15 protein-coding genes are annotated in these 20798 nt (G+C 67.2%); 13 read left to right on the plus strand and 2 right to left on the minus strand.

Annotated features, from left to right (window positions below; all coding sequences use genetic code 11):
• The 3 genes from ABD901_RS56445 to ABD901_RS56455 all read left to right on the plus strand — a co-directional run.
• The coding region (locus tag ABD901_RS56445; RefSeq protein WP_345144269.1) for a hypothetical protein at positions 1 to 2397 on the plus strand (2397 nt) is incomplete at its 5' end.
• Positions 2398 to 2505: 108 nt separating this feature from the next.
• Positions 2506 to 2967 carry an SMI1/KNR4 family protein gene (locus ABD901_RS56450; protein WP_345144271.1) on the plus strand — a complete coding sequence of 154 codons (462 nt, stop codon included), beginning with the start codon at positions 2506 to 2508 and terminating at the stop codon, positions 2965 to 2967.
• Between the two features lie 128 nt (positions 2968 to 3095).
• Positions 3096 to 4535 (plus strand): LysM peptidoglycan-binding domain-containing protein, encoded by a 1440-nt coding sequence (locus ABD901_RS56455; RefSeq protein ID WP_345144273.1) that lies wholly within the window; start codon positions 3096 to 3098, stop codon positions 4533 to 4535.
• Between the two features lie 97 nt (positions 4536 to 4632).
• Here the strand turns inward: ABD901_RS56455 and ABD901_RS56460 are convergent, their stop codons facing one another.
• On the minus strand, positions 4633 to 6267 hold the full coding sequence (locus tag ABD901_RS56460) for a substrate-binding domain-containing protein (RefSeq protein ID WP_345144275.1): 1635 nt from the start codon (positions 6265 to 6267) through the stop codon (positions 4633 to 4635).
• Between the two features lie 404 nt (positions 6268 to 6671).
• Between ABD901_RS56460 and ABD901_RS56465 the strand changes: the two genes are divergently transcribed.
• Together ABD901_RS56465 and ABD901_RS56470 are read left to right on the plus strand one after the other, a co-directional pair.
• Complete coding sequence (locus ABD901_RS56465; RefSeq protein WP_345144277.1) at positions 6672 to 8270, plus strand: S8 family serine peptidase; 1599 nt, start codon at positions 6672 to 6674, stop codon at positions 8268 to 8270.
• A 37-nt stretch (positions 8271 to 8307) separates the two neighbouring features.
• Positions 8308 to 9525 (plus strand): S8 family serine peptidase, encoded by a 1218-nt coding sequence (locus ABD901_RS56470; protein WP_345144279.1) that lies wholly within the window; start codon positions 8308 to 8310, stop codon positions 9523 to 9525.
• A gap of 26 nt (positions 9526 to 9551) precedes the next feature.
• On the opposite strand, the gene eccCa is transcribed toward ABD901_RS56470, so the two are convergent.
• The gene (eccCa, locus tag ABD901_RS56475; protein WP_425556864.1) at positions 9552 to 13505 is read right to left on the minus strand and encodes a type VII secretion protein EccCa; all 3954 of its coding nucleotides are present in this window, start codon (positions 13503 to 13505) and stop codon (positions 9552 to 9554) included.
• Positions 13506 to 13688: 183 nt separating this feature from the next.
• Between eccCa and eccD the strand changes: the two genes are divergently transcribed.
• The 8 genes from eccD (at position 13689) to ABD901_RS56515 (ending at position 20623) form a co-directional block, all read left to right on the plus strand.
• Complete coding sequence (eccD, locus tag ABD901_RS56480) at positions 13689 to 15086, plus strand: type VII secretion integral membrane protein EccD (protein ID WP_345144281.1); 1398 nt, start codon at positions 13689 to 13691, stop codon at positions 15084 to 15086.
• A gap of 2 nt (positions 15087 to 15088) precedes the next feature.
• Positions 15089 to 16486: a type VII secretion protein EccB gene (gene eccB, locus ABD901_RS56485; protein WP_345144284.1), complete on the plus strand. Its 1398-nt coding sequence runs from the start codon at positions 15089 to 15091 to the stop codon at positions 16484 to 16486.
• Between the two features lie 81 nt (positions 16487 to 16567).
• Positions 16568 to 16912 (plus strand): WXG100 family type VII secretion target, encoded by a 345-nt coding sequence (locus tag ABD901_RS56490; RefSeq protein WP_345144286.1) that lies wholly within the window; start codon positions 16568 to 16570, stop codon positions 16910 to 16912.
• A 51-nt stretch (positions 16913 to 16963) separates the two neighbouring features.
• Positions 16964 to 17254: a WXG100 family type VII secretion target gene (locus ABD901_RS56495; RefSeq protein WP_345144288.1), complete on the plus strand. Its 291-nt coding sequence runs from the start codon at positions 16964 to 16966 to the stop codon at positions 17252 to 17254.
• A gap of 111 nt (positions 17255 to 17365) precedes the next feature.
• Positions 17366 to 17743 carry a hypothetical protein gene (locus ABD901_RS56500; protein ID WP_345144291.1) on the plus strand — a complete coding sequence of 126 codons (378 nt, stop codon included), beginning with the start codon at positions 17366 to 17368 and terminating at the stop codon, positions 17741 to 17743.
• A 41-nt stretch (positions 17744 to 17784) separates the two neighbouring features.
• Complete coding sequence (locus ABD901_RS56505) at positions 17785 to 19836, plus strand: hypothetical protein (RefSeq protein WP_345144293.1); 2052 nt, start codon at positions 17785 to 17787, stop codon at positions 19834 to 19836.
• A 47-nt stretch (positions 19837 to 19883) separates the two neighbouring features.
• The gene (locus ABD901_RS56510) at positions 19884 to 20285 is read left to right on the plus strand and encodes a YbaB/EbfC family nucleoid-associated protein (RefSeq protein WP_345144295.1); all 402 of its coding nucleotides are present in this window, start codon (positions 19884 to 19886) and stop codon (positions 20283 to 20285) included.
• Positions 20282 to 20623 carry a hypothetical protein gene (locus tag ABD901_RS56515; RefSeq protein WP_345144297.1) on the plus strand — a complete coding sequence of 114 codons (342 nt, stop codon included), beginning with the start codon at positions 20282 to 20284 and terminating at the stop codon, positions 20621 to 20623. The genes ABD901_RS56510 and ABD901_RS56515 overlap by 4 nt, the downstream gene beginning before the upstream one ends.
• Positions 20624 to 20798: the final 175 nt, after the last annotated feature.

Here is a 20798-nt window from a genome sequence, read left to right on the forward strand (position 1 = left end):
CAGCGGCCGGGCGTGCCGCAGCATGTGGTGTTGGTGGAGCGTGTGGCCGAGGATGGCCGGTTTGTGATGGTGGAGACGCAGCCGGAGGTGGGGGGTCGGTCGTCGTTGGTGGAGATCGGTCCGGGGCCGGTGCCGGCGGTGTTGCGGGGGCCGGTTCGGTTGGTGAGGGATGCGCAGGGCCGGTTGGGTCAGGTGCGGGTGTCGGGGCGGGGTGGTGGTGGCGGATCGCCGGTGGCACGGTCGGCGTCGCTCGTGCCTGGGCTGGTCGATCCAGCAACCAGTGCTAGACCAGGCATGAACTCATGGATCGCGTGGACGGCTGAAGGGGTTGGTCTTGGCCAACCGGCCGCGGGAGATCCCCAGCCGGCGGCGGGGTCGTCGTCGGTGGATCGTTCAGCGTCGTGGTCATGGGACGACGTGCCGAGCGGTGGACGTGCCGTGGAGCCGGTGTTGCCGAAGCCGACCCTGATGCGGCAGCTGCCGAACGGTGTCTGGTTTCTCCCGCCTCCGGCCACCGCCGGTTTCGATCCGGTACAGGTTAGGGAAGCGGCCGGTCAGCTCGTCGTGCCGGATGGCGTGATGGTCATCGCTGGCACATTGCCCCCCGCGGGCGTCGACGGTCTCGTCCTCCGGGCTACAGAATTGCGGCTGGCCACTGTCGACCCGCCCGGCTGGACATCGGTCATGGACCTTCTTGAAAGCGTGCACGACGTGCCAGACCGGCCCCGGACGTTGGCGCTGTTCCTGTACGGCGCGGAGTCCGCTTCTGCACGGATGTACGCGATTTCATTGAGTGTCCACATCCGTCAGATGCTGATCAATGGGGAGTCGGGGCCTCGCGGAGGGGTCGTTTCGCTGGGCGGAGAGTACGGCCTGCTGGGATGGTTGATCGGCCGTCGACCGGTTCAATGGTGGGCGGTGAAGGGGAAAGGTGTGGCGTCGCCGCCGCTCGATAGCCTCGAGGCGGCCGTCCATCAAGCCGCGCGAGACGAGTGGCCCGCCTTCGACCTCGCCCGTGAACTCCGTGCTCGGGTGGGTGGCAGTGTCACGCCGTTCGGCGTTGGCAACGCGGAGCTGGCTGGTCTCGCGGCGATGGAATTCTTCATGGACGACGGTTACCTCCGGACGCCGGCCTACACTCGCGAGGCTCCCAGGGTGGTGCCCGGTGCCCCGATTGGTGGGGGTGCTGAAGGGAGTCGTGTTCGTGTTCCGGTTCAACACGGGCCGGATGCCGCGCGGCAGTTCTACGAAGCTCGACGTTGGCTGAGGTTGGGCATCGTGCGGGAGGCGCCGACCGAAGATGTGCCGAGCGTCGAGGTGCACCTGCCGCCCGGGGTGCGGGGCGGCGTGCTCCGGCTACCCGCTTCCGATGCCGGCGCAGCGCTGGACGTGCTGGTACTCACCCCGTTGACAGACCCCAGCGGCCGCCCGGATCTCGACCTTTGGCTGAATCTGTACCGCAACGATCGGATCAGCGGGGTCCTCATGGACGCCGCCGTCGTCGCGCAACTGCACAACGCCGTGCCACTCGATGCGGGTCACCGCATCCTGGTCGAGGAGCGATTGAACCGGGTGCCGGTCGGCCGGCACAAGCCAGGTTCCGTGATCCAGAGCGCCGACGGCAGGTGGTTGACCGCCCAGGAGTACGCCACGGCGTTGCCCGAGACGGGCCCTGATGCGCGGATCGTGGTGCTGTGGCATCGCGATCGTGGCAGAGGTAATAAGTTCATTGCGGAACTTGCAAAGCACGCGATCGTGGTCACCCCGGTTCATACCACCGAGCGCGGTCGACTGCATACTCGATGGGAGTCGATCTTCGACGAGGCCGGATCGATGAGAACGTTCCGAGCGGACAACCTGAACGAGATCCTGATCTACTTGACCGGTGGACACCGGGCAGGAACTTGGGAAGGTACCGATCTGGCCGCGGTGACCACGACCGCCGAGTTGCAGAGCGGCCGGGTGCAGCCGCCGGCGGGGATCGCTGCCGCGGTACGCCGGGTGTTCGAGACCGCCTCAATGCCAGCGTCGGATGCTGAGCGATGGTTGAGCGTGCCGATCCCGCGAGGTGCGGAGACCGAGAGCGGCATCTGTTCCTGGCTCGAGAGCCAGGATGTGGTGGTGGTCGAGGGCGAGCATGAAGGGTATGTGCGGATCAGTGTTCCGGGACGCTATGTGCGCGACGTGGTCGTACGCCGCTCAGCGGACGATTCGTCGATCTATCAACTGCTCGACGTTGTGGCGCTCACCGGTTCCGGCCGGGCGAGGCCGCGCGCGAGGCACATCGGCAGCCATCATTGGCGGCTGACCCCCGGCCGACGCGGCAGATCGTCTGTAGCTCCGCCACCGGCCTACACCGACGGCGACCTGGCAGAGGACACCACGCACGGCGAGTAGCCGCTGTGCGCCGGGCCCACTCTGTGCTGAACCGGCCAGGCGGGGCAACATCGCCGCGCCGGCGCCGATCGGGTTGAACCGGACTTGTCCCGCCATCGTCGTGTCAACATGACGAACGCTGATGCTGCGGCGATTGCCGAACTGGAGTCGAGGCTCGGGTGCACACTGCCGCCGAGCTACCGCGGATTCCTCGCCAACGCTGAGGACGTCCTGCTGAACGACGAGTACCGTCTTCTGCCCGCGCACGAGGTCGGCTGGCTACGCGACTTGGCGCCGGGCATTGTCGACGACTGGGAACTGACCATGGAGGGCATCGTCGATCCCGTCGGGGTTCGCGACAACTACGAGGTGTTTCCCAGCACGTGGTTCGCGCGCTACCTGCGCGGGACGTTGCTGATCAGCGAGGACCAAGGGGAGGGCGTCTACCTGCTCAACCCGGGCGTCATTGACGAGAACGGTGAATGGGAGGCCTGGTTCGTGGCGCACTGGGTGCCAGGCGCGGACCGCGCACGCTCATTCGGCGAAATGTTGGCCCGCAGCCTGCTCGATCCCCAGGAACCGGCGGCGTAGGAGTCGGTGACGTCCGCGGAGACCAACCCAGGGCGAGGAAAGGTGAGAGAATGGCTGGATCGGCGAGGTCCTGCGCTGGTCGGCGTAGCTGCGTCCGAGCGCTGCGGATCCGGCCGGTTGCCGGCATTGTGGCTCTGCTCGTCGGCGTCGCGGTGTGCTGGGTCCTGCAGCCGCTGCCAAGGTCGATGATGACGCCGTCGGCTGCCGCCCCGGTCGGGCCGAGTCAGAGCCCTGGACCGACCGTTGACGTCGCACCGCGCTACTACGTCGTCGGGCCCAGCCAGACTGGGCAGCGCGAGTACCTGTACCAGATCGCCGTTCGGACACTCGGCGACGGGAACAGGTATCCAGAGATCTTCGAGCTCAACAAGGACCGCCGGCAACCGGACGGCGGCCGGTTGACCGACCCTGCCGAGCTTCAGCCGGGTTGGATTCTCCAGCTGCCGGCCGACGCCAAGGGACCGGGCGTCATGGTCGGTCCGCTCCCGTCCCAGGCCACAAACAGGCTGGGCGCGGTCGCGGTACCTCGCCCAGGTCTCAGCAGCGAACCGTCGATCGGCGGTCTGGACCTGTATGTCATCGGCACTGTCTCGCTCAGCGTGCTGGTGCTGCTGTCGGCGTTGGTCCTGCGACGGCGGCAGTTGCGGCCATCGCGGTTGACGCTGACTCCACGGCGCCTGCTGACAACGGCGCTTGCGGCACCTGCGTTCGCCGGCTCGCTCGAGTCGGGGACGATCGCCGCGCCACCCGCGGCTACCCCGGCGTCCTCACCGGTTGCGGACCGGACCTTCCAAGCAACTGTCGGGACCGCCGTGCCTGCTGAGGCCAAGCCCGTCGAGACCACGGTCACGGCGGGGACTGCCGCAGGGGTGCCGCCCGCGGGTAGCGGCGGTGCAGAGCCGCAGGCCCCGTCCACTGAGGCGGTATCGGCTGCCGTCGAACCCACAGGTTCCTCGCCGTCAACTCCGGCCCCTGTTGCGACCGTCGCCGTCGTTCGCCCTGATCTTGGCCGGGGGAGGGTCTCGGTGCAGGTCCTAGGCCTGGGCCACCAACCGCCAGACCTGCTGGACGTCCGGCTGATCGGCTCAGGCGGCGCAGAGTCGGAAGCTGTCTATGCCTGGCTGGGTGATGAACCTCTGCCGACATCGGCGACTCTCCCCGTCATCCTTGGTCGGTACGACCAGTGGGAGTTGTTCGTAGACCTGACCGGCACACCCGATGTCTTCACCATCACCGGCCCGCTGGCAGTTGCCCGCAGGCAGGCGTTGGTCATCGCCGAGCAGTTGAGTGCCGCCGGATCGGCCGTAACGATCGTCAACGACGCGATCGCCGCGAGTGACCTCGCCAGTGCCGATCGCATCAGAAGATTCCCTGTGCTCGATGAAGAATTCGAGGCCCTGAGCAAGCCAGGAATCGTCATCAGCGGCGGCCTGCGCGGTGCTGCGCTGGCTGCCGCGCGGAAGCTGGTGGAACGCAGCGACCGGCGAGTTGTCCCGGTGTTGATCGGTCAAGTGCTACGGGCGAGTTGGTCGATCAGGGTTACGCAAGGTGGCAGCGAGGCGTCGTAGGGCGGGTGCGACAGGAATCCAACGTGTGGCCGAGCTGCGATCGTCCACCGCCGTTGTTGACGCGCCTGATCGGTCGTTGACCGACCAGCCGGCCTGGTCAACGGGCCGGCTCGTGGGTGGCGAGGAAGACCTGGGCAATGGCGCCTGCAAGGTCGGTAGGAGTGGTGGCTGCGGTCGCCTGCCCGCCGGTCTCTCTCGCGATGTCGCGCAGCGTGGCCATGTCCGCGTCGGCGCCGAAGCCGATCCCGAACACCGGCACGGGGTTCGTGCTGTCCTGCTCGCTGCGCAGCCGGTTCAGGAACACCTGCCTGTCCATGACGAACCGAGAATCCTGGTCCCTTCCGTCGGTCAGGACGATGACCAGGCTGACAACGTCCGGTTTGGCGCCCGCACGCATGGCCTCGGTGCCATCGAGGATGGTCTGGTACAACGGTGTGCCACCCTGATCGACGGGCTTGTAGGTGCTGATCTGCTGGGCGAGGAGATCACGTCGGCTGACGCCGCGAACCTTCTCCGTGAGGGGGCCTATCGGGACCGCTTCGACGTATGGCGGACTCGCCGCCGCGGTGGTGCCGAAATACCACAAGCCAAGGCTGGTGTCGTCACTGAACAACTGCGCGGCGTTGACGCCAGACTCGCGCAGGAGCGCGGCTTTCGTGGTCGGATGACCGGACCGGTCCACGACCGTGTCGTTCATCGAACCGGACGCGTCGATCAGGATCAGTACCTGGAAGGACAGCTTCCGGTACTGCGACCATTGCAGTGCTGCTGCGAGCAGTTGGTTGGCGTCGGTTGTCAGGGACAGCGGCGTCGGATAGGTGACCGGTAATCCGGCGTGCAGGGTGGCCGGCGTCGCCGGTCGGAAGCCGGCGTCGGCGAGTGCGCGAATGATGTCCGTCGAGCGGAGCTCGTGGTTGAGCCGGTCGGCCAGCGACTGACGGTCCGGGTCGGTGGCAAGGTCGTTCGCGGTAGCGAACGGATAGTCTGCCTCGGCGATGCCGTCCGGGGGATACATGCCGGCGAGCGGGACTCTCCGTGCGGCGTCCTGGTAGGTCGTCAGCTGTTGCTCGGTGACGGGAAAGACGCCGACAGCTTTCGCCGCCTGGACAGCGTCGCTCATCCCGGCGACCTGGGTGAGCAGTGCGTCGGTGTCGGCCGACGGGTTTGCGATGCGGCTGCGGAGGGTCAGGGCCCGCAGCTGCGCGATGCCGGGATCGGCCGTTGTGCGGGCCATTGCCGCTCGGACGGCCAGTACCGACAGCAGCCCGACGGTGCTGTGTAACGGATCGGGCATGTTGACCGTCGGGAGCTGCTGCGTCGTGACCTTGGCCAAGATCTCTGCCCAGGTTGGCTGTTTGGTGCCCCAGAGGGACTCGGCGAGTGCCTTGGGCATGGCGAGCACGATAGGCGATCGTGCGACGGGCGGGCCCTGGGCCGCGTAGATGGCGTTGTCAACGCTCGCGATGGACAGCCAGGCGCTGGACGAGGAGATCCACACGTCGGCGTGTCCGGTACGGACCTTGCCGGCTGTGACCGCTGGTTCCTCGGCGGTGACGGCGATGGGACCGCACCCGGCGCCGTCGACGCCACCGAGTTGTTCAGCCGCCGCTCGCACGATGGGCGCGATCTCTGGTGCCGCGGTGACCCGGAGCTTCGTCACCGCGGCGCACGGCCTGCTGGCGCTCGGGTGTTGCGCATGCAGCCGCAGTGCGAGGAGGCTGCCGCTGGTCAACGCGACGACAAGGATCGCAGTCAGTGGTAGCCGGACGGCTCGTCGGGGACGGCGGTGCCTCGGTCGCCCCGCCGGACCGCCTGGTCTGCGTTGTTGTGCAGTGGTGTCGTTACGTCGCCCATCGCCGATCACGTGCGTTCCCCTTGGTTGTGCGCTCAGTTTCCGCCACCACGACGAGACGTGGGGTCGTGCGGTTCACCTGGAACCGCTGGCCGCGGACGCTCAGCCGCAGGCAGTGGGCCTGACACCGTTACCGTGCGGTCGCGGGTCGGTTCGATGTCCGTTCGTCGTGTACCGCGGGAATTCTGAGGCTTCGTGGTGTTCAGATTGAACCCGGCGATCGGGTGGAGCGTTGTCCGTTCGTGCGTGTTCCCTGGGCCATGGCAAGTCGAAGGATGCCGTCCGTGGCGGCGAAGGTGCGGACCTGGTCTGCCCTGGTGGGATGCCTGGTCATGTTGGCGGCGGTGACGAACTCGGGTCGCGCGGCAGCGGAGCCGGTAGCCCCCGGGGGTGGTGCTGCCGCACAGTACGCGAAGTACTACACCGTGGGCTCGTCCTATCAGGGCGCCCCGGAGAATCTCGCCGAGATCGCGAGCCGGTTTCTCGGTACGGCCGCCCGATCTGTCGAGATTTTCCGGCTCAACGCCGGTCGGCCGCAGCCTGACGGTCAGGTCCTGACTGACTCGGAGCAGGTGCACGCGGGCTGGTCGCTGGTGCTGCCCTGGGACGCGGTCGGGAACGGCGTTCTGCTCGGACTGCCTCCAGGCGGAGCCGTACCAGCGGCGCCATTGCAGGGCGCCGTACCGTCCGCCGGTGCCGGTGCGGGGGCGCAGACCGGGCCGGCGCCGTCCGGCCCGGGTTCGACTTCGGCGCTGTGCACGTCGTTGGCGACGGAACCTCGCGAGGAGTCCTTCTGGGCCTATGAGCGGATGGCTGCCGATCGGGCGTGGCGCCGGACCCGGGGCGACGGCGTCCTGGTCGCGGTGGTCGACTCGGGGGTCGACGGAAGACTTCCGCAGCTCAATGGCAGGGTCGCGCCCGGGGCGAACATCCCGGGTGGCACCGGCCGCGGGGATACCGACTGCCTTGGCTCAGGAACCGCGATGGCCGGCATCGTCGCGGCGCGTCGGGTCGACGGAAACCAGGCAGAGGACGACAGGATGACCGGTATGGCGCCGGCAGCGGTGATCTTGCCGCTGCAAGTGGTCGATGCATCATCGCATTCCGACCCGAAGTATGCCGCGACGGCGATCGAGGTGGCCGTCTCCGCCGGTGCCAAAGTTATCGCGCTCGGTTCCTACGTGGACGTCACCAACGCTGCCGTGCTCGCTGCGATCAAGGTCGCGTTGAGCCACGACGTCGTGGTGGTGGCCCCGGCATTGACCGGATCGGAGGGTTCGGCATCGCCACCGGGACCGGGCGGGTTGCTGTGGGTGGGTGGGGTCGGACCGGACGGGCAGCCGGCGGCGAACTACCGCTCAGGTGGCGTCGACGTGATCGCGCCCGGCATCGATGTGGCGACGCTCGGGATCGGTGGCGCGAGAGTGCGGGCCAGCAGCGGATCGCAGTACGCGGTCGCGTTTGCGGCCGGTGTGGTCGCGTTGATCCGCTCCGCGTTCCCCCATCTGAATGCCACCCAGGTGGTGCACCGGATCGAGGCGACCGCCATCGGTACGGCCGATACCGGCACCGGCATGGTCAACGCGGGCGCGGCGGTGACCGTGGTGCTCGGTGAGGAGGACCGGACCGCGAGCGATGGCGGCTGGTCCGGCGCCGTGCGAACGTCCGCCGTTGCCCTGCTCGTGGTGCTCGGACTGGCAGGAGCGGTCCTGGGATGGCGGGTACGGGTCCGATCGCTCAGTACAGCGCGGGGTCCGGTGCTGCCGTATGTCGGTAGAGCCGTGGCGCCGCGCGGGAGCCAGGTGGCGCCGTCGGAGGCTGTACCGCCTGTTCCGGAACCCCCCGCGAAGCGGCAATCCGCTGCGGGCCCCCACGGGCAGTGACAGCGCGATGAGCCCAGCGACACCCGGTGTCCGGGCGGTGGCCCTGGCACTGGCCGTCACCACGATCGCCGGATCCGCGCTGATCGGACTCGGCACGGCCGGTGTGGGGAGCGCGCCGGCATGGGCGGAGACAGCCGAAGCGCCGACGGGTGAGCAGCCCCCTGCGTTGCCGACCGTCACAAACGGATGCGTTGGTGAGTCTCCGGTGGTCGTCGACACCGTGCCGTGGGCGCAGAGCCGGATGGCGCCGCAGTCGGTCTGGCCGCTGACCCGCGGCGATGGCGTCCTGGTGGCAGTGCTCGACACCGGGGTGAGCTCGGCGGCCGTTGCGTTTGCCGGTGGAGCCGTTCGCGCCGGTACCGATGTGGTGAAGCCTGGACCCGCGGACCGCGACTGCATCGGTCGCGGCACTGCTCTGGCCGGCATCATCGCCGCCCGTCCGGTGACCGGCAGCGCTTTCGTCGGGGTCGCGCCGGGGGCCACGGTCCTGCCGGTTCGGATCGTGGACGCCAAGGGTGCGATCCCGCCTGGCGCCCTGGCCAAGGGCATTCGAGCGGCGATCACCGCCGGCGCGCGCGTGATCTTGCTCGGGGTTGGCACCACGACGCCGGATGCCGATCTGACGGCCGCTGTCCAGGAAGCGATTGCTCACGACATTGTGCTGGTCGCCGCGGTGTCCGATGAACAGCCGTCGGGGACCGGCCAGAGCCCGGCGCCCTGGTATCCGGCCTCGGACGACCAGGTCCTCGCGGTGGGCGGGATAGACACCGAGGGCGTCCCGACCGGGACTTCCCCGGTGGCGGCCGGAGTCGACCTGGTCGCTCCTGCCGTCGGCGCGGTCAGCGTCGCACCGTCCGGCGGCGGGCATTTCACGGTCGGTGGTTCGGCGGTCGCCGCGGCCTTCGTCGCCGGAGCGGCTGTCCTGGTCCGCGCGTACTACCCCGGTCTGGGCCAGGCGGAGGTCCGGCGGCGGCTGGAATTGACCGCTGAAGATCCATCCGGGGTACAGCCGCCGAGCGCGGTCGGGCACGGGATGCTTGACCTGTACGCCACGGTCAGCAGTGTCGAACTCGAAAGCCCGGCCATCGTGACGGACCGGGAGCGGGAACCGCTCGTGCTGCCGAGCGGGCCGCCGCCGAATCCGGCCAAGTTCATTGCCGCAGTGGTCGCGGGTGGTGTGGCCGCGGCTGCTGCGGTCGCGTTCGGGGCGGCGATGGTCATCAAGTGGGGCCGCCGCCGTCGTTGGCGCCCCTGACGGCCGCGTCCGCCAGTCGTCGTACCTCAGCCGAGCTCACTCCAGGGGGTCTGGAGCAGCAGGGCGCCTCGGCGGGTGCACAGCAGCCCCCTGCCTGGGGGGAGATTGCGGGGCTTGGTGTTGCCCAGCAGTGGTCCCTCGGTAGGTGGGCAGGACAGCGCCACGTCCGGACTGTTGGTCTCCTGCAGCCGGCGGATCAACGGATCCATCGACATTCGCATGACGTTCGCCGCGCCCCGGGTCAGGACCAGATGCAGGCCGATGTCACCGCCGTGCGGCAGGTAGGGCAGCAGCGGCAGGAGCGGATTGTCCAGGCCGGCGAGCAGGTCGTAGTCGTCGATCAGGATGTACAGCTGCGGGCCGGACCACCAGTTGCGTTGACGAAGCTGTTCGGGTGTCACGTCGGCGCCGGGCATCCTGGGCGCCAGACCGGCGATCGCGTCGACAACCGTCTGGCGGGTGGTGTCGCCGGACACCGAGTAGCCGAGCCGATACTCGGTCGGCACCGCGTCGAAGAGTTGTCGGCGGTAGTCGACGAGCATGATGCGCGCCTCGGCCGGGGTGTAGCGGGACATCACCGACCGGGCGAGGTGCCGCAGCAGGTTGGTCTTGCCGCTGCCGCTGTCCCCGAGCGCCGTCAGATGCGGCAGATCCGCGAAGTCGTGCCACACCGGTTGCATTCCGGCCTCGTCCAGTCCGAGCACGACCCGGACGTTCCCATCGGGCTTCGGCAGTGATTCGGCGGGCAGCACTGCCGGCAGTGTCCGCACCGGCGGCGCTGGCGGACCGTCCCAGAATTCGCTGACCGTCGACACCAGGGACCGGACCGCCTCCCCTAGGCCGTCGGGGTCGGCAAGGCCGTCGATCCGGGGCAGTCCGGCGAGGAAATGCAGCTTGTCCGAGGTGAGACCGCGTCCCGGTAGGTGCGGCACGGTGGCCGCCAGCCGAAGATCAATAGTTGAGTCCACGGGGTCGCCGAGCCGCAACTCGAGGCGCGTGCCGATCTGATCGCGCATCGCGTGGTGGACCTCCGACCAGCGTGACGCCGTCAGGAGGAGGTGGACACCGAACGTGAGACCTTGCGCGGCGATCTGGCGCACCGTGCCTTCCAACGCCTCGAACTCCTGCCGCAGCGTGAACCAACCATCGATGACGAGGAAGACGTCACCCAACGGGTCGGTGATCCGCCCCTCGGCACGCAGCTGCCGGTAGGTTGCCATGCCGTCCACGCCGAGGTCCGCGAACCGGCGTTCCCGTTGGCCGATCAGGCCAGTCACCTCGGCCACCGTTCGACTCACCCGGTCGGCGTCCAGCCGACCGGCGACGCTGCCGATGTGCGGCAGCTCCGCCATGGCACCCAACGCGCCGCTGAAGTCGAGACAGTAGAACTGGACTTCGCGCGGACTGTGGGTCAAGGCAAGGCCGGCGATCAGCGTACGGAGCAGAGTGCTCTTGCCGCTCCGCGGACCGCCCGCGATGCCGACATGCCCGCCGATCCCGCTCAGGTCGACCACGAGCAGATCACGAGACTGCTCGTACGGCTTGTCGATGAAACCGACAGGCGTGATGAGCCGTCCTATGCCGGGCCAGTCCGTGGCGATGAGCCCAAGTTCCGGGTCGGGCATGAGCGGCGGTAGCAGTTGGTCCAGGCTCGGCGAGGCTCCCAGCGGCGGAAGCCAGACCTGGTGTGCCGGCGGACCCTGATCGAGGAGTTGTGACACCACAGTGGCGAGCACCGTGCGGTCCTTCGCCACGGGTTCGGTCGCCTCGGTGTCGACGGTCTCGTCCGGTACCGGGTCCAGCGGAGGAGGCTCCGGCTCCCGATGGGACACGCGATCGAGCAGATACGCGACTACCTTCTGCTGCACGATCTCCTGGCGTACCCGGGTGGTGGTGTCGCGATAGGCCCCGGACACGTATGCGGCCTTGAACCTGATGAGTGTCGAGACGTCTGTTCGCAGGAAGCCGTTGCCTGGTGACGGGGGCAGCTCGTAGGCATCCGGGACACCGATGACCGACCGCGACTCGGTGGCCGAGAACGTGCGCAGTCCGATCCGGTACGACAGGTGCGACTCGAGCTGCCCGATCCGTCCGTCGTCGACCCGCTGGCTGGCTAGCAGCAGGTGTACCCCGAGCGATCTGCCCAGCCGGCCGATCATGATGAACAGGTCTATGAAATCGCGGTGCGCAGCGAGGAGCTCGCTGAACTCGTCGACGATGACGAAGAGGGTGGGAAGGGGATCGAGGGGCTTGCCCTGAGTCCGGTCGAGCTCGTAGTCCAGAACCGAGCTGTATCCACCCGCCTGGCGGAGCAGTCCCTGCCGACGGATCATCTCGCCGTGGATCGCGTCCTGCATGCGCCCGACGAGCGCGGCCTCCTCCGCCAGGTTGGTGATCACGGCTGAGGTGTGCGGGAGTTGGTCCAGTCCGAGAAAGGTGGCGCCACCCTTGAAGTCGACCAGGATGAAGTTCAGCGTCTCCGAGGAATGGGTGGTGGCCAGGGCGAGGACCAGGGTGCGCAACAGTTCACTCTTGCCGGAACCGGTGGCACCGATGAGCATGCCGTGCGGCCCCATCCCGCCCAGCGCCGACTCCTTGATGTCCAACTGCACCGCACGGCCCTGCGCGTCGACGCCGATCGGCACTCGAAGTCTCTCCGCGACGGTTCTGGGCGCCCATGACTTGGTCAGGTCCAGGTGCTGCAGATCGGGGATCTTCAGCAGCGTGCCCAGATCGAAGTCAGACTTCAGGCTATCCGCCACCGGTTCGGTGGCGATGCCCAACCGGTACGGCGACACGATCCGGGCCAGTGTGGTCAATCGGCCGGTGCTGAGTTGGTCGGGTTTGGCCAGGCGGGTGCATGTTTCGTTGCCAAGTCGGTCGTGGCGGACCATCAGCAGTTCGTCGCCGTCGACCTGCAGGCAGAGCGCTCCCTTTTCGTTGGCCGGAGTGGGGTCATCGAGGTCGATGAGGACGGCGTTGCGGTAGCCGGAGGTCGCGATCCGACTACCGTTGCCCATCTGGCCACCATCGCGGATCACGATCACGAACGGCTCGTCCCGGCTGGGTGCTGCACCTGGCTCGAACTGCGGCCGGGTCGCGAACGCCGCGCCGAGTTGTCGTTCCACCTTCTCGATCGTGTCGCCGACGAGCCTGGTGGCGCCGGCGGCGTCCTGCTCGGCGTGGTGTTGGGCATGTGGAAGCCACTTCGCCCATTCCCATGGGCTCGCGTCGTCGGCTACACAGAGCGCGAGCCGGACCTCCTCAGGCGCATGGAAGGTCACGACCTGGCCGATGATGGCCCGCACCACCGAACGGTTCACGTCCTTGTCACCGGCGAATCTGATCTGCGCGAAGGCACGCATGAACAGGGCCACAGGCTGGTCCGCGATCGTGGTGTACGCCCGGATGAACCGGCGCAACGACTTGGCCGCGAGTGGCTCGAGATCTTCGATCGGTTTGGTCTGCAACGGGGTTATCCGCGTGGCCAGGCGCTGTTCCGCGGTGCCCACCCGGACCTCGAGAAAGTCCGGGTGGCTCGGACGGCGTTCCCAACGCCGGCTGGTGAGCGCCAGGGACCACAGTGACCGGGGATCCGGATGTTGCCAGTCGCTGGCTTCGCGCTGCAGGACCACGTGTTGCCGGACACGTCGACGGTTCTGGGCGAGATACCGCAGGTAGTCTCGTCGATCACCGCCCATGCGCTTCTTGCGGTCCATCCCGCCGGCGGCGACCTGACCGATCACCATGCCACCCATGGCTACACCCATCAGACCGAGCATCACCCAGGTGAGCGGGCCGCGGCCAGGACTGATGAACATCATCATCATGACGCCGGACATCAACGCCATCGGCAGCACCGTCATCATCTGGCGCATGCCGCCGCTCTGCGGTTCGGGCAGCGCCGGCGGTTCCTGCAGGTTGATCTCACCGGACGGCATCTCCGGACCGCTGCGTCGCGCCGGGCGCCGGAACAGCACCGTGCTCAAAGGCCAGCCTTCCGTACTGCGGGTCTCACCCGCCTGCTCGGGTCGCGTCGGCCCTGTGCGACCGGCACCGGGCGGACCTCCCCACAACGGACCGCGGTCGGGATGAGGTCAATCGACACCCGAGAAACGTGAGAAATCTTTGAACCGGACGGTCGCCTCCTCCGTCGTGTGGGCATGACCGTCGCCGCCTCAGCGGAGATGTGCCGGCTGGTAGTCCATGGACCTGGCCGGCGGATCGAGGTTGCCGTGCCGGCGGACGTGCCCGTCGGTGATCTTCTTCCCACGTTCCTGCACCACCTCGGCGACGGGTTGGCCGACGCCGGCCTGGCGCACGGTGGCTGGGTGCTGCAGAGGCTGGGGGACCCGCCGCTCGACGAGGACGCCAGCGTCGCGGAACTGGGGTTGCGTGACGGTGAGATGCTCTATGTTCGCCCGCGCTCGGAGCAGATCCCGCCGGTGCATTTCGACGACCTGGCCGACGGCGTTGCGGCCGGCATGCGTGGCCGCGCCGGTCTGTGGCGGCCCGAGATGGTCCGATGGACCGCGCTGGGTCTGTTCGCCACCGTGCTGGCGGTCGGGCTGGTGGCGTTGGTGCGTGCTGGTACATCACTCGCCGGGGTGCTCAGCGCGGCGAGCCTGACGGTGCTCTGCCTGGCCGGAGCGTTCGGATTGACCCGCGCCGGTGGGGATCGGGCGTTCGGCATCGTCGCCGCCGCGCTGGGCATCGCATACGCGACGCTTGCCGCGATGCTCGCGCCTGATCTCGGCCGGCAGGCTCCGGCGCTTGTGGTCGGCGCTCCGGAGGTGTTCGCCGGTGCGGTGGCCGCGCTGGTGTCGACCTTGCTCGCGGCTGTCCTGGTCGGTTGGGCCGGCCCGTTCTTCGCCGGTGCGGTCGCTGCCGCGCTGTTCACCGCCATCGGCTCAGGACTCGCCACGTTCGTACCGCAGCGCTCGGCTCAGGCCGCCGCGGTGGTAGCGGTGGCGACGACTGTGGTGACGGTGGTGGTGCCGATGATCGCCTCGCGCCTCGCTGGAATCGTGCCGGCACCGCTTCCCACGCAGCCGGAGCACCTTCAGGAGAACATCGACCCCGAGCCGAGTGAGGCGTTGCTCGCCCAGGCCGCGATCGCCGATCGCTACATGACCGGTCTGTACGTCGGACTGGCGCTCGCTACCGCCGTTGCCATGATGGTGTTGGCCACGCTGGGCGGCTGGGCGGCCTGGACCTTGATCGCGTTGGTGGCCGTGGTTCGCCTGCTCGCGTTGCGGCCTATGACCAGCGCATGGCACCGGCTTTCCCTCGCCGTGCCGGCAGCGCTGGGGCTGATCGATATCATCCTTTCCGCACTGGCCACGGCTGCGCTGGTGTTCCGGTCGGTTCTGCTGGTGGCAGCGCTGCCCGTGTCCTGCGCCCTGCTGTTCGTGCTGGCGCGGAAACTGCCCGGACGACGGATCATGCCCTATTGGGGGCGGATCGGCGACCTGCTGCAATTTGCTGCCACTGTGGCGCTGCTCCCGGTGCTGCTCGCCCTGCTTGGTGCCTACGGCGCCGCACGTGCGCTGGGCGGCTGATCATGCAGTCACGGCGCGACCAGGTGCAGGCACAGTCGTACGTGCTCGGACGGCTGACCGCGGCACTGGTATCCGCAGATCCCGACGGGTTGGAGGGCCCACACCGTCGGACGACGTCAGGCACGATCTACGGCACGATCCTTGCCGCGCTGATCGTCGCCGGCTTTGCGGTCTTCGGCTACATCGTCCCTGGTGGCTCCAGCAAATGGCAGCAGCCGGGCGTGCTGGTGGTGGAGAAGGAGACCGGAACCCGATACGTCTACGTCGACGGCCTTCTGCGACCGGTCCTCAACTATGCCTCAGCGCGTCTGCTGTTCGCGAAGAACCCGAAGACCGTCCTTGTCTCCCAACGCTCGCTGGCAGCGGTGCCGCACGGGCAGCCGATCGGCATCGTGGGCGCCCCGGATGCGTTGCCCGCCGGCGGGGCGGTCGAGGATCAGGTGTGGACCGTCTGCGCGCTGGCCACGAAGGACCAGGCGGGAACGCTGTTCACCAGCACCGTGCTGAAGATCGAGAAGGTCGATGCGCAGTCGCGGCGGGACCGGCCACTGAGCCCGGATCAGGCGATCGTCGTTGCCGCGGGCGGGCAGCGTTTCCTCGTTTGGCACGGGGTTCGACTACGGCTGGGCGCGCCATGGCTCGCCCGGATACTCGGCTACGACCATGATGCCTTCCCTGTCGAGGCAGGTTGGTTGGAGTCCGTGCCGGTCGGGCCGGACCTCACCGCTGTTGCCGTGCCGAGCCGGGGCATCGACGGGCCGATCGTCGACGGCCGCCGGGCCAAGGTGGGTGAGCTGTTCGTGGCACGCACCGTCGGCGGGGCGGATCGGCACTACCTGCTGCAGGCCGACGGACTCGCCGAACTCACTCCGGTCGAGTACGCGATCGCATCCGCCGACCCTGGGACCGCGCAGGTGTATGCCGGCCGACCGGTGCAACCGACCGAGCTGAGCAACAGCGCGCTGATCGGTCTGCCGGTCTCCCGCGCGCAGGGGCTGCCGTCGACGCTGCCACGGACGCCGCCGGAACTGCTGCCGCTCCAGGCCGGCGGGACCTGGTGCGTCCGCCAGGCGGTCGCCGATGGGTCGGTCGAGGTGACGGCCGAACCATCGTCGACAGCGGCGGTGCACGCGACGCCGGAAGGCGCTGGTGTCAACCGCACATCGAGGACCGCTGCCGCGGTGACGGTGCAGGCAGGAGTCGGTGGTCTCGTCGTCGCCGGCCGAGCCGGTCAGGTCGGCGGCCCGCCGTATTACCTGGTGACCGATTCCGGGGTCAAGTACCCAATGGCCGGTGCGGACGTGGCCAACCGGCTCGGCTATCCGGCGGCGGGAGCCACTCCCGTGCCGCGTCAGTTGCTGGACATGCTCCCGACCGGACCGTTGCTCGAATTCGGATAGGGCCGGGGATGAGGACCGGTGCGGCCCGCCGGATGTCCATGTTTGCCGCAGTCGTGATCGCCGATCAAGAAGGAGCTGGAGATGGCTGGAACCCAGAAGAAAGTAGACGAGGCGTCGGTACTCGCGCTTGTCAGCGCATTCAACGCGGCGGTGAATGACCTCGAGAACGCCGAGCGGACGGTGCAGAGCAGCTCTGCCGACTTGGGCGCCCGCTGGCTGGGGGATGCGTCCGTACGCTACCAGCAGGGCCTTCGGGAGGTCTCGCAGGGACTGGTGACGATTCGCGCGGGTCTGAGCGACATCACTGACGACATGCAACGTTTCGCCTCGGTCACCAATGACACCGAGGACGACAACCTGGCACGTGCAGCCGGGATCACGCTGCAAGGGGACAGCTTCAGCGCTCGTGCGAGCTGGACCGACTGAGCAGCCAATGCTGCGGAACATCCGTTGAACTCGTGAGGAAGGAATGAATCTGTGGCTACCTACACCGTTGATCTCTCCGACATTGCGGACGCTTCTGCGCAGCTGCAGGCTGTCACCGCACGGCTTGAGCAGGCGATGAGTGATCTTCAGACAAAGGTTAATCAATTCGTTGTCGAGAACAAGGGCCAGGCAATCGACAACTACGGTGAAGTGCAGCAGAAATGGAACCAGGGCCTGCATCAGGTACGGGAGGGAACCGCTCAAGCTACCGATGTCCTACGGATGATCGGCGAAAACTACGAAGCCGGCGACCGGCACGGAGCGGCGCTGTTCGTCGCCTGAGCATGAGGCTGGTCCCGGACTGGGCGGCATGGGCGCTGCGCCCGTGCCGCCCATTGGACCACTCAGTGGATGGCTCTGCCATCGGACGGCACCACGAGAGGAGAGGGTGACATGGGTACGGGACTTATCAAGGTTGACGAGCATTTCATCGAAGAGGTCAGGGACAAGCTCGAGAAGCTACGCGGACAGGTTGCGACGGTCCGCAACGGGGTGAACCCCAATGACCCGGGCCATCCAACGGGTCTCCCGTTCAACGGTTTGGCGACTCGGCCCGGCTGGGACAATTTTCAGCCAGGGGTCGCTCTCAAGACAAAGCTCACCAGCCTCGGTGGACTGGTGGACACAAAGTTGGCGCAGTTCGACACGAAAATGTCGACCTACATCCAAGGCTTGACGAACATCCTCGCGACAAGCGAAAACCTGGAGCTGGCGAATACATCCGCGTCCGAGTTCGGTTCGTTCCTGACGGGCTCGGCGCCGAACCCCTAGGTCTGGCAACTCTTTCTTATCGCGGCGCCAGGAGGCAGTAGATGGGCGATCCGGAAACCGGCGGGGTGCCGGCATGGGAACAGGGTCTCATCAGTGTCCTCAACGCCAAGCAGCCGCTGGACCGCCGAGAGTTCACGACCCCGGGCTGGATCAGCTTGCTCGGCGCGGGATATTACGTCAAGGACGGATCGAAGCCATGGAATGATCCGATGGGAACCCCGGGTGCGAATGAGTTCACGATCTATCGACGGGTGGTGGAAACCCGACCTTCAACGGCTCGCGGCTCGGGCAAAGCCGGTACGGGAAATGGGGTCTTCGAGCAGCACTATTGGATTTTGAAAGGTCGAGTCGACTGGTATTCCGGTGAGAAGGACCAGTCGCCGCACGAGCATTTCTGGAATGATTTCTGGAACAATTCTCACGATATTCTGGGCAGCCCGCCGACCCCGTTGGTGCTGGATCCCGCCACTCTCGACACGGCGGCCGAGTCGATGTACAACCTGTCGATGTGGCTGGACCATGCGAAACAGGTCCTGAAAGTCGAGTTCGAGAAGATCGACACGCATGCCTCCGGTTTCAAAGGTTCAGCAGCTGAGGCGTTCTCACAGGTCCTGACCAACCTTCACGGTGAGATGCACCTGCTTCAGGAGGATCTGAAGACCAACAAGAACTGGACCCAAATGCTGCATGACAATGCGGCTGCGGGACGGAAATTCTGGTCGCAGCTGCGGGATGCCTGGGGCCAATTTGTCAATACGTCGACGAACTGGCCGAGCGAGATGATCCGTAGGGTCATGCAGCAGATCGAGCAGCAGATCGACGCGCTTGGTCAGAAGACAGACGGCTGGAACGACCCGGACCGGGGATCCATGGACCCCTGGGATGTGCTGAGCAGTTGGCCGATGACGCTGGATTTCGGGGCGGGCCCGAAGATCTATGACTTCAAGGACCCCGCTGTCCTGAATTACCTGAACTGGGACATGAAAGGCCATTTCCAACAGGTCGTCGGCCAGTTGGACGGCGCCATGAACACCGCGTTCGCGAATCTCCGGGACAGCCTGGCCGACACGCTTCAAAACGTGCACGACCCTCAGCAGTACCTACCTCCGCGAAGTGCGTCGCCGAACCTTGGCAATGGCAATCCACCCCCGCCGGACCTCAACAAGGGCGGCGGCAATACACCAAACCTGCCGGACCTCAACAAGGGCGGTTCCAATCTCCCCTCCCTGCCGGATTTCAAAGGCGGTGGTGGCGATCTATCCAAGCTGTCCGGTGGCGGTGGTGGCAACCTGCCCGATCTCTCCGGCGGTGACTTGGGCGGTGGCGGTGGCCTGGGCGGTGGCGGTGACCTGGGCGGTGGCGGTGGCCTGGGCGGTGGCGCTGACCTGGGCGGCGGCGGTGGCCTGGGCGGTGGCGCTGACCTGGGCGGCGGCGGTGGCCTGGGCGGCGGCGGTGGCCTGGGCGGTGACCTGGGCAGCGGTGGCGGACTGGGCGGTGCTGACGGCTTAGGCGGCGCTGCGGGCGATGGCTTGGGCGCCGACGGCGGTCTGGGTAGCGGTCTCGGCGGTCTGCCAAGCCTCGGAGGAAGCGGCGGCAAGAATGGCGACCCCAACTCTGCCGGCGGTGAGGTCGGTGGCTCGTTCCCCGACCTGGGCGGTCCCGCTGGCGGTGCCGGTGGCGAACTGCCAGGACTGGGTGGCGGTGACCGCGGCGGGCAGTTTGGTTCACCCGCGACCTTGCCACCCAGCGGCCTGATGGTAGGTCCTCTCGGCCCAGCTCCCATCGCGAACGTCGGGTCCGGCGTTGGTGACGGCGCCGGCGTGCCGGGATACGGCAGCACAATGCCGCCGTTCATGCCGCCGATGATGGGCGGTGCCGGCGGCGGCCAGGGTGAGAAAGACCGGGAGAGAACCACATGGCTAGCTGAGGACGAAGAAATCTGGGGGACCGACCCAGACGTGGCATTGGCGGTCATCGGCCGCGAAGAGATGCCCGACGAACATGCCCCATGGTCCGCTCCCTCTCCACAGGCACCCAGATCACCGCACGGCCCCGCTCGCGGCACCGGGCGCACGACCGGCCGCGGCTACTGACGAGGAGCGTTGCTTTGTCCACTCCATTGCACAACAAGATCGAACAGATGTATGCCGAGATCCAACAACAGAAGGTTGCCATCTCAGATTTCGAGCGCCATATTGCCGAAGCGCAGACGACGGTGACCGCTAAGAATCGCGCGGTCAGCGTGACCGTGGACGGGCGTGGCGAACTCGTCGATATGAAGTTCCCGACGAACTCCTATCGGACCATGGCGCCGGCGGAGTTCGCGCAGTTGCTGGTGGAGACCGTCGGAACGGCTCGTGATCAGGCGCGGAACAGCGCGGCAGCGCTGTTGCAGAATCTGCTGCCGGGCCGCCTACCGATTGCGGACATGCTCCGCGGCCCCGTCAACTTCGATTCGATGATGGCGGACGTCATGAAGGACCTGAACGAACCCCTGCCGGGCATGGCAGACACTGCCAATGCAGAGGAGCGCAAACTATGACGGATTTTCGGGTGGATACCGCGAAGGTCGACTACAGCAACAGCAAGTTGGAGCGAGTGAACCGGGAGCTCGTCAAGCTGGCGGCCGACCTCCAGGCGGCGTTCGAAGCTTCGACGCCGGTCGGCAAAATCCGTGGTCCTCTCGACCAGCAGATTGCGGATACAATCAACGGGTCCGTCCCGCTCGTCTACGAGATCATTGGTGCCATCAACCGCGTTGCCGAGGGGCATATCGGTAATATCGAGGAGCTGCGGAAGATCCTAGAAGAAACCGAGGCGGAAAACGAGAGGGCTGCGCATGTGAATTCGAAGCCGACGCGTTCGGGTCCGGTGCATTAGTGTGAGTGTGTCAGGGCCGCACCGGGTTGTTTCGGTGCGGCCCTTTGTTGTGTGTTTTGGTGTGGTTGGTTGGGGGGTGTGGTGCGGTGGGTTTGGAGATGCCGGATGATTTGGCGCGGTTTTTCAATTGGTTGACCGGGGATGTGTTTCCGGGGTCGGATGAGGATGCGGTGAA

It is taken from the genome of Dactylosporangium darangshiense, assembly GCF_039537565.1.
In the GTDB taxonomy this organism is placed as follows: domain Bacteria; phylum Actinomycetota; class Actinomycetes; order Mycobacteriales; family Micromonosporaceae; genus Dactylosporangium; species Dactylosporangium darangshiense.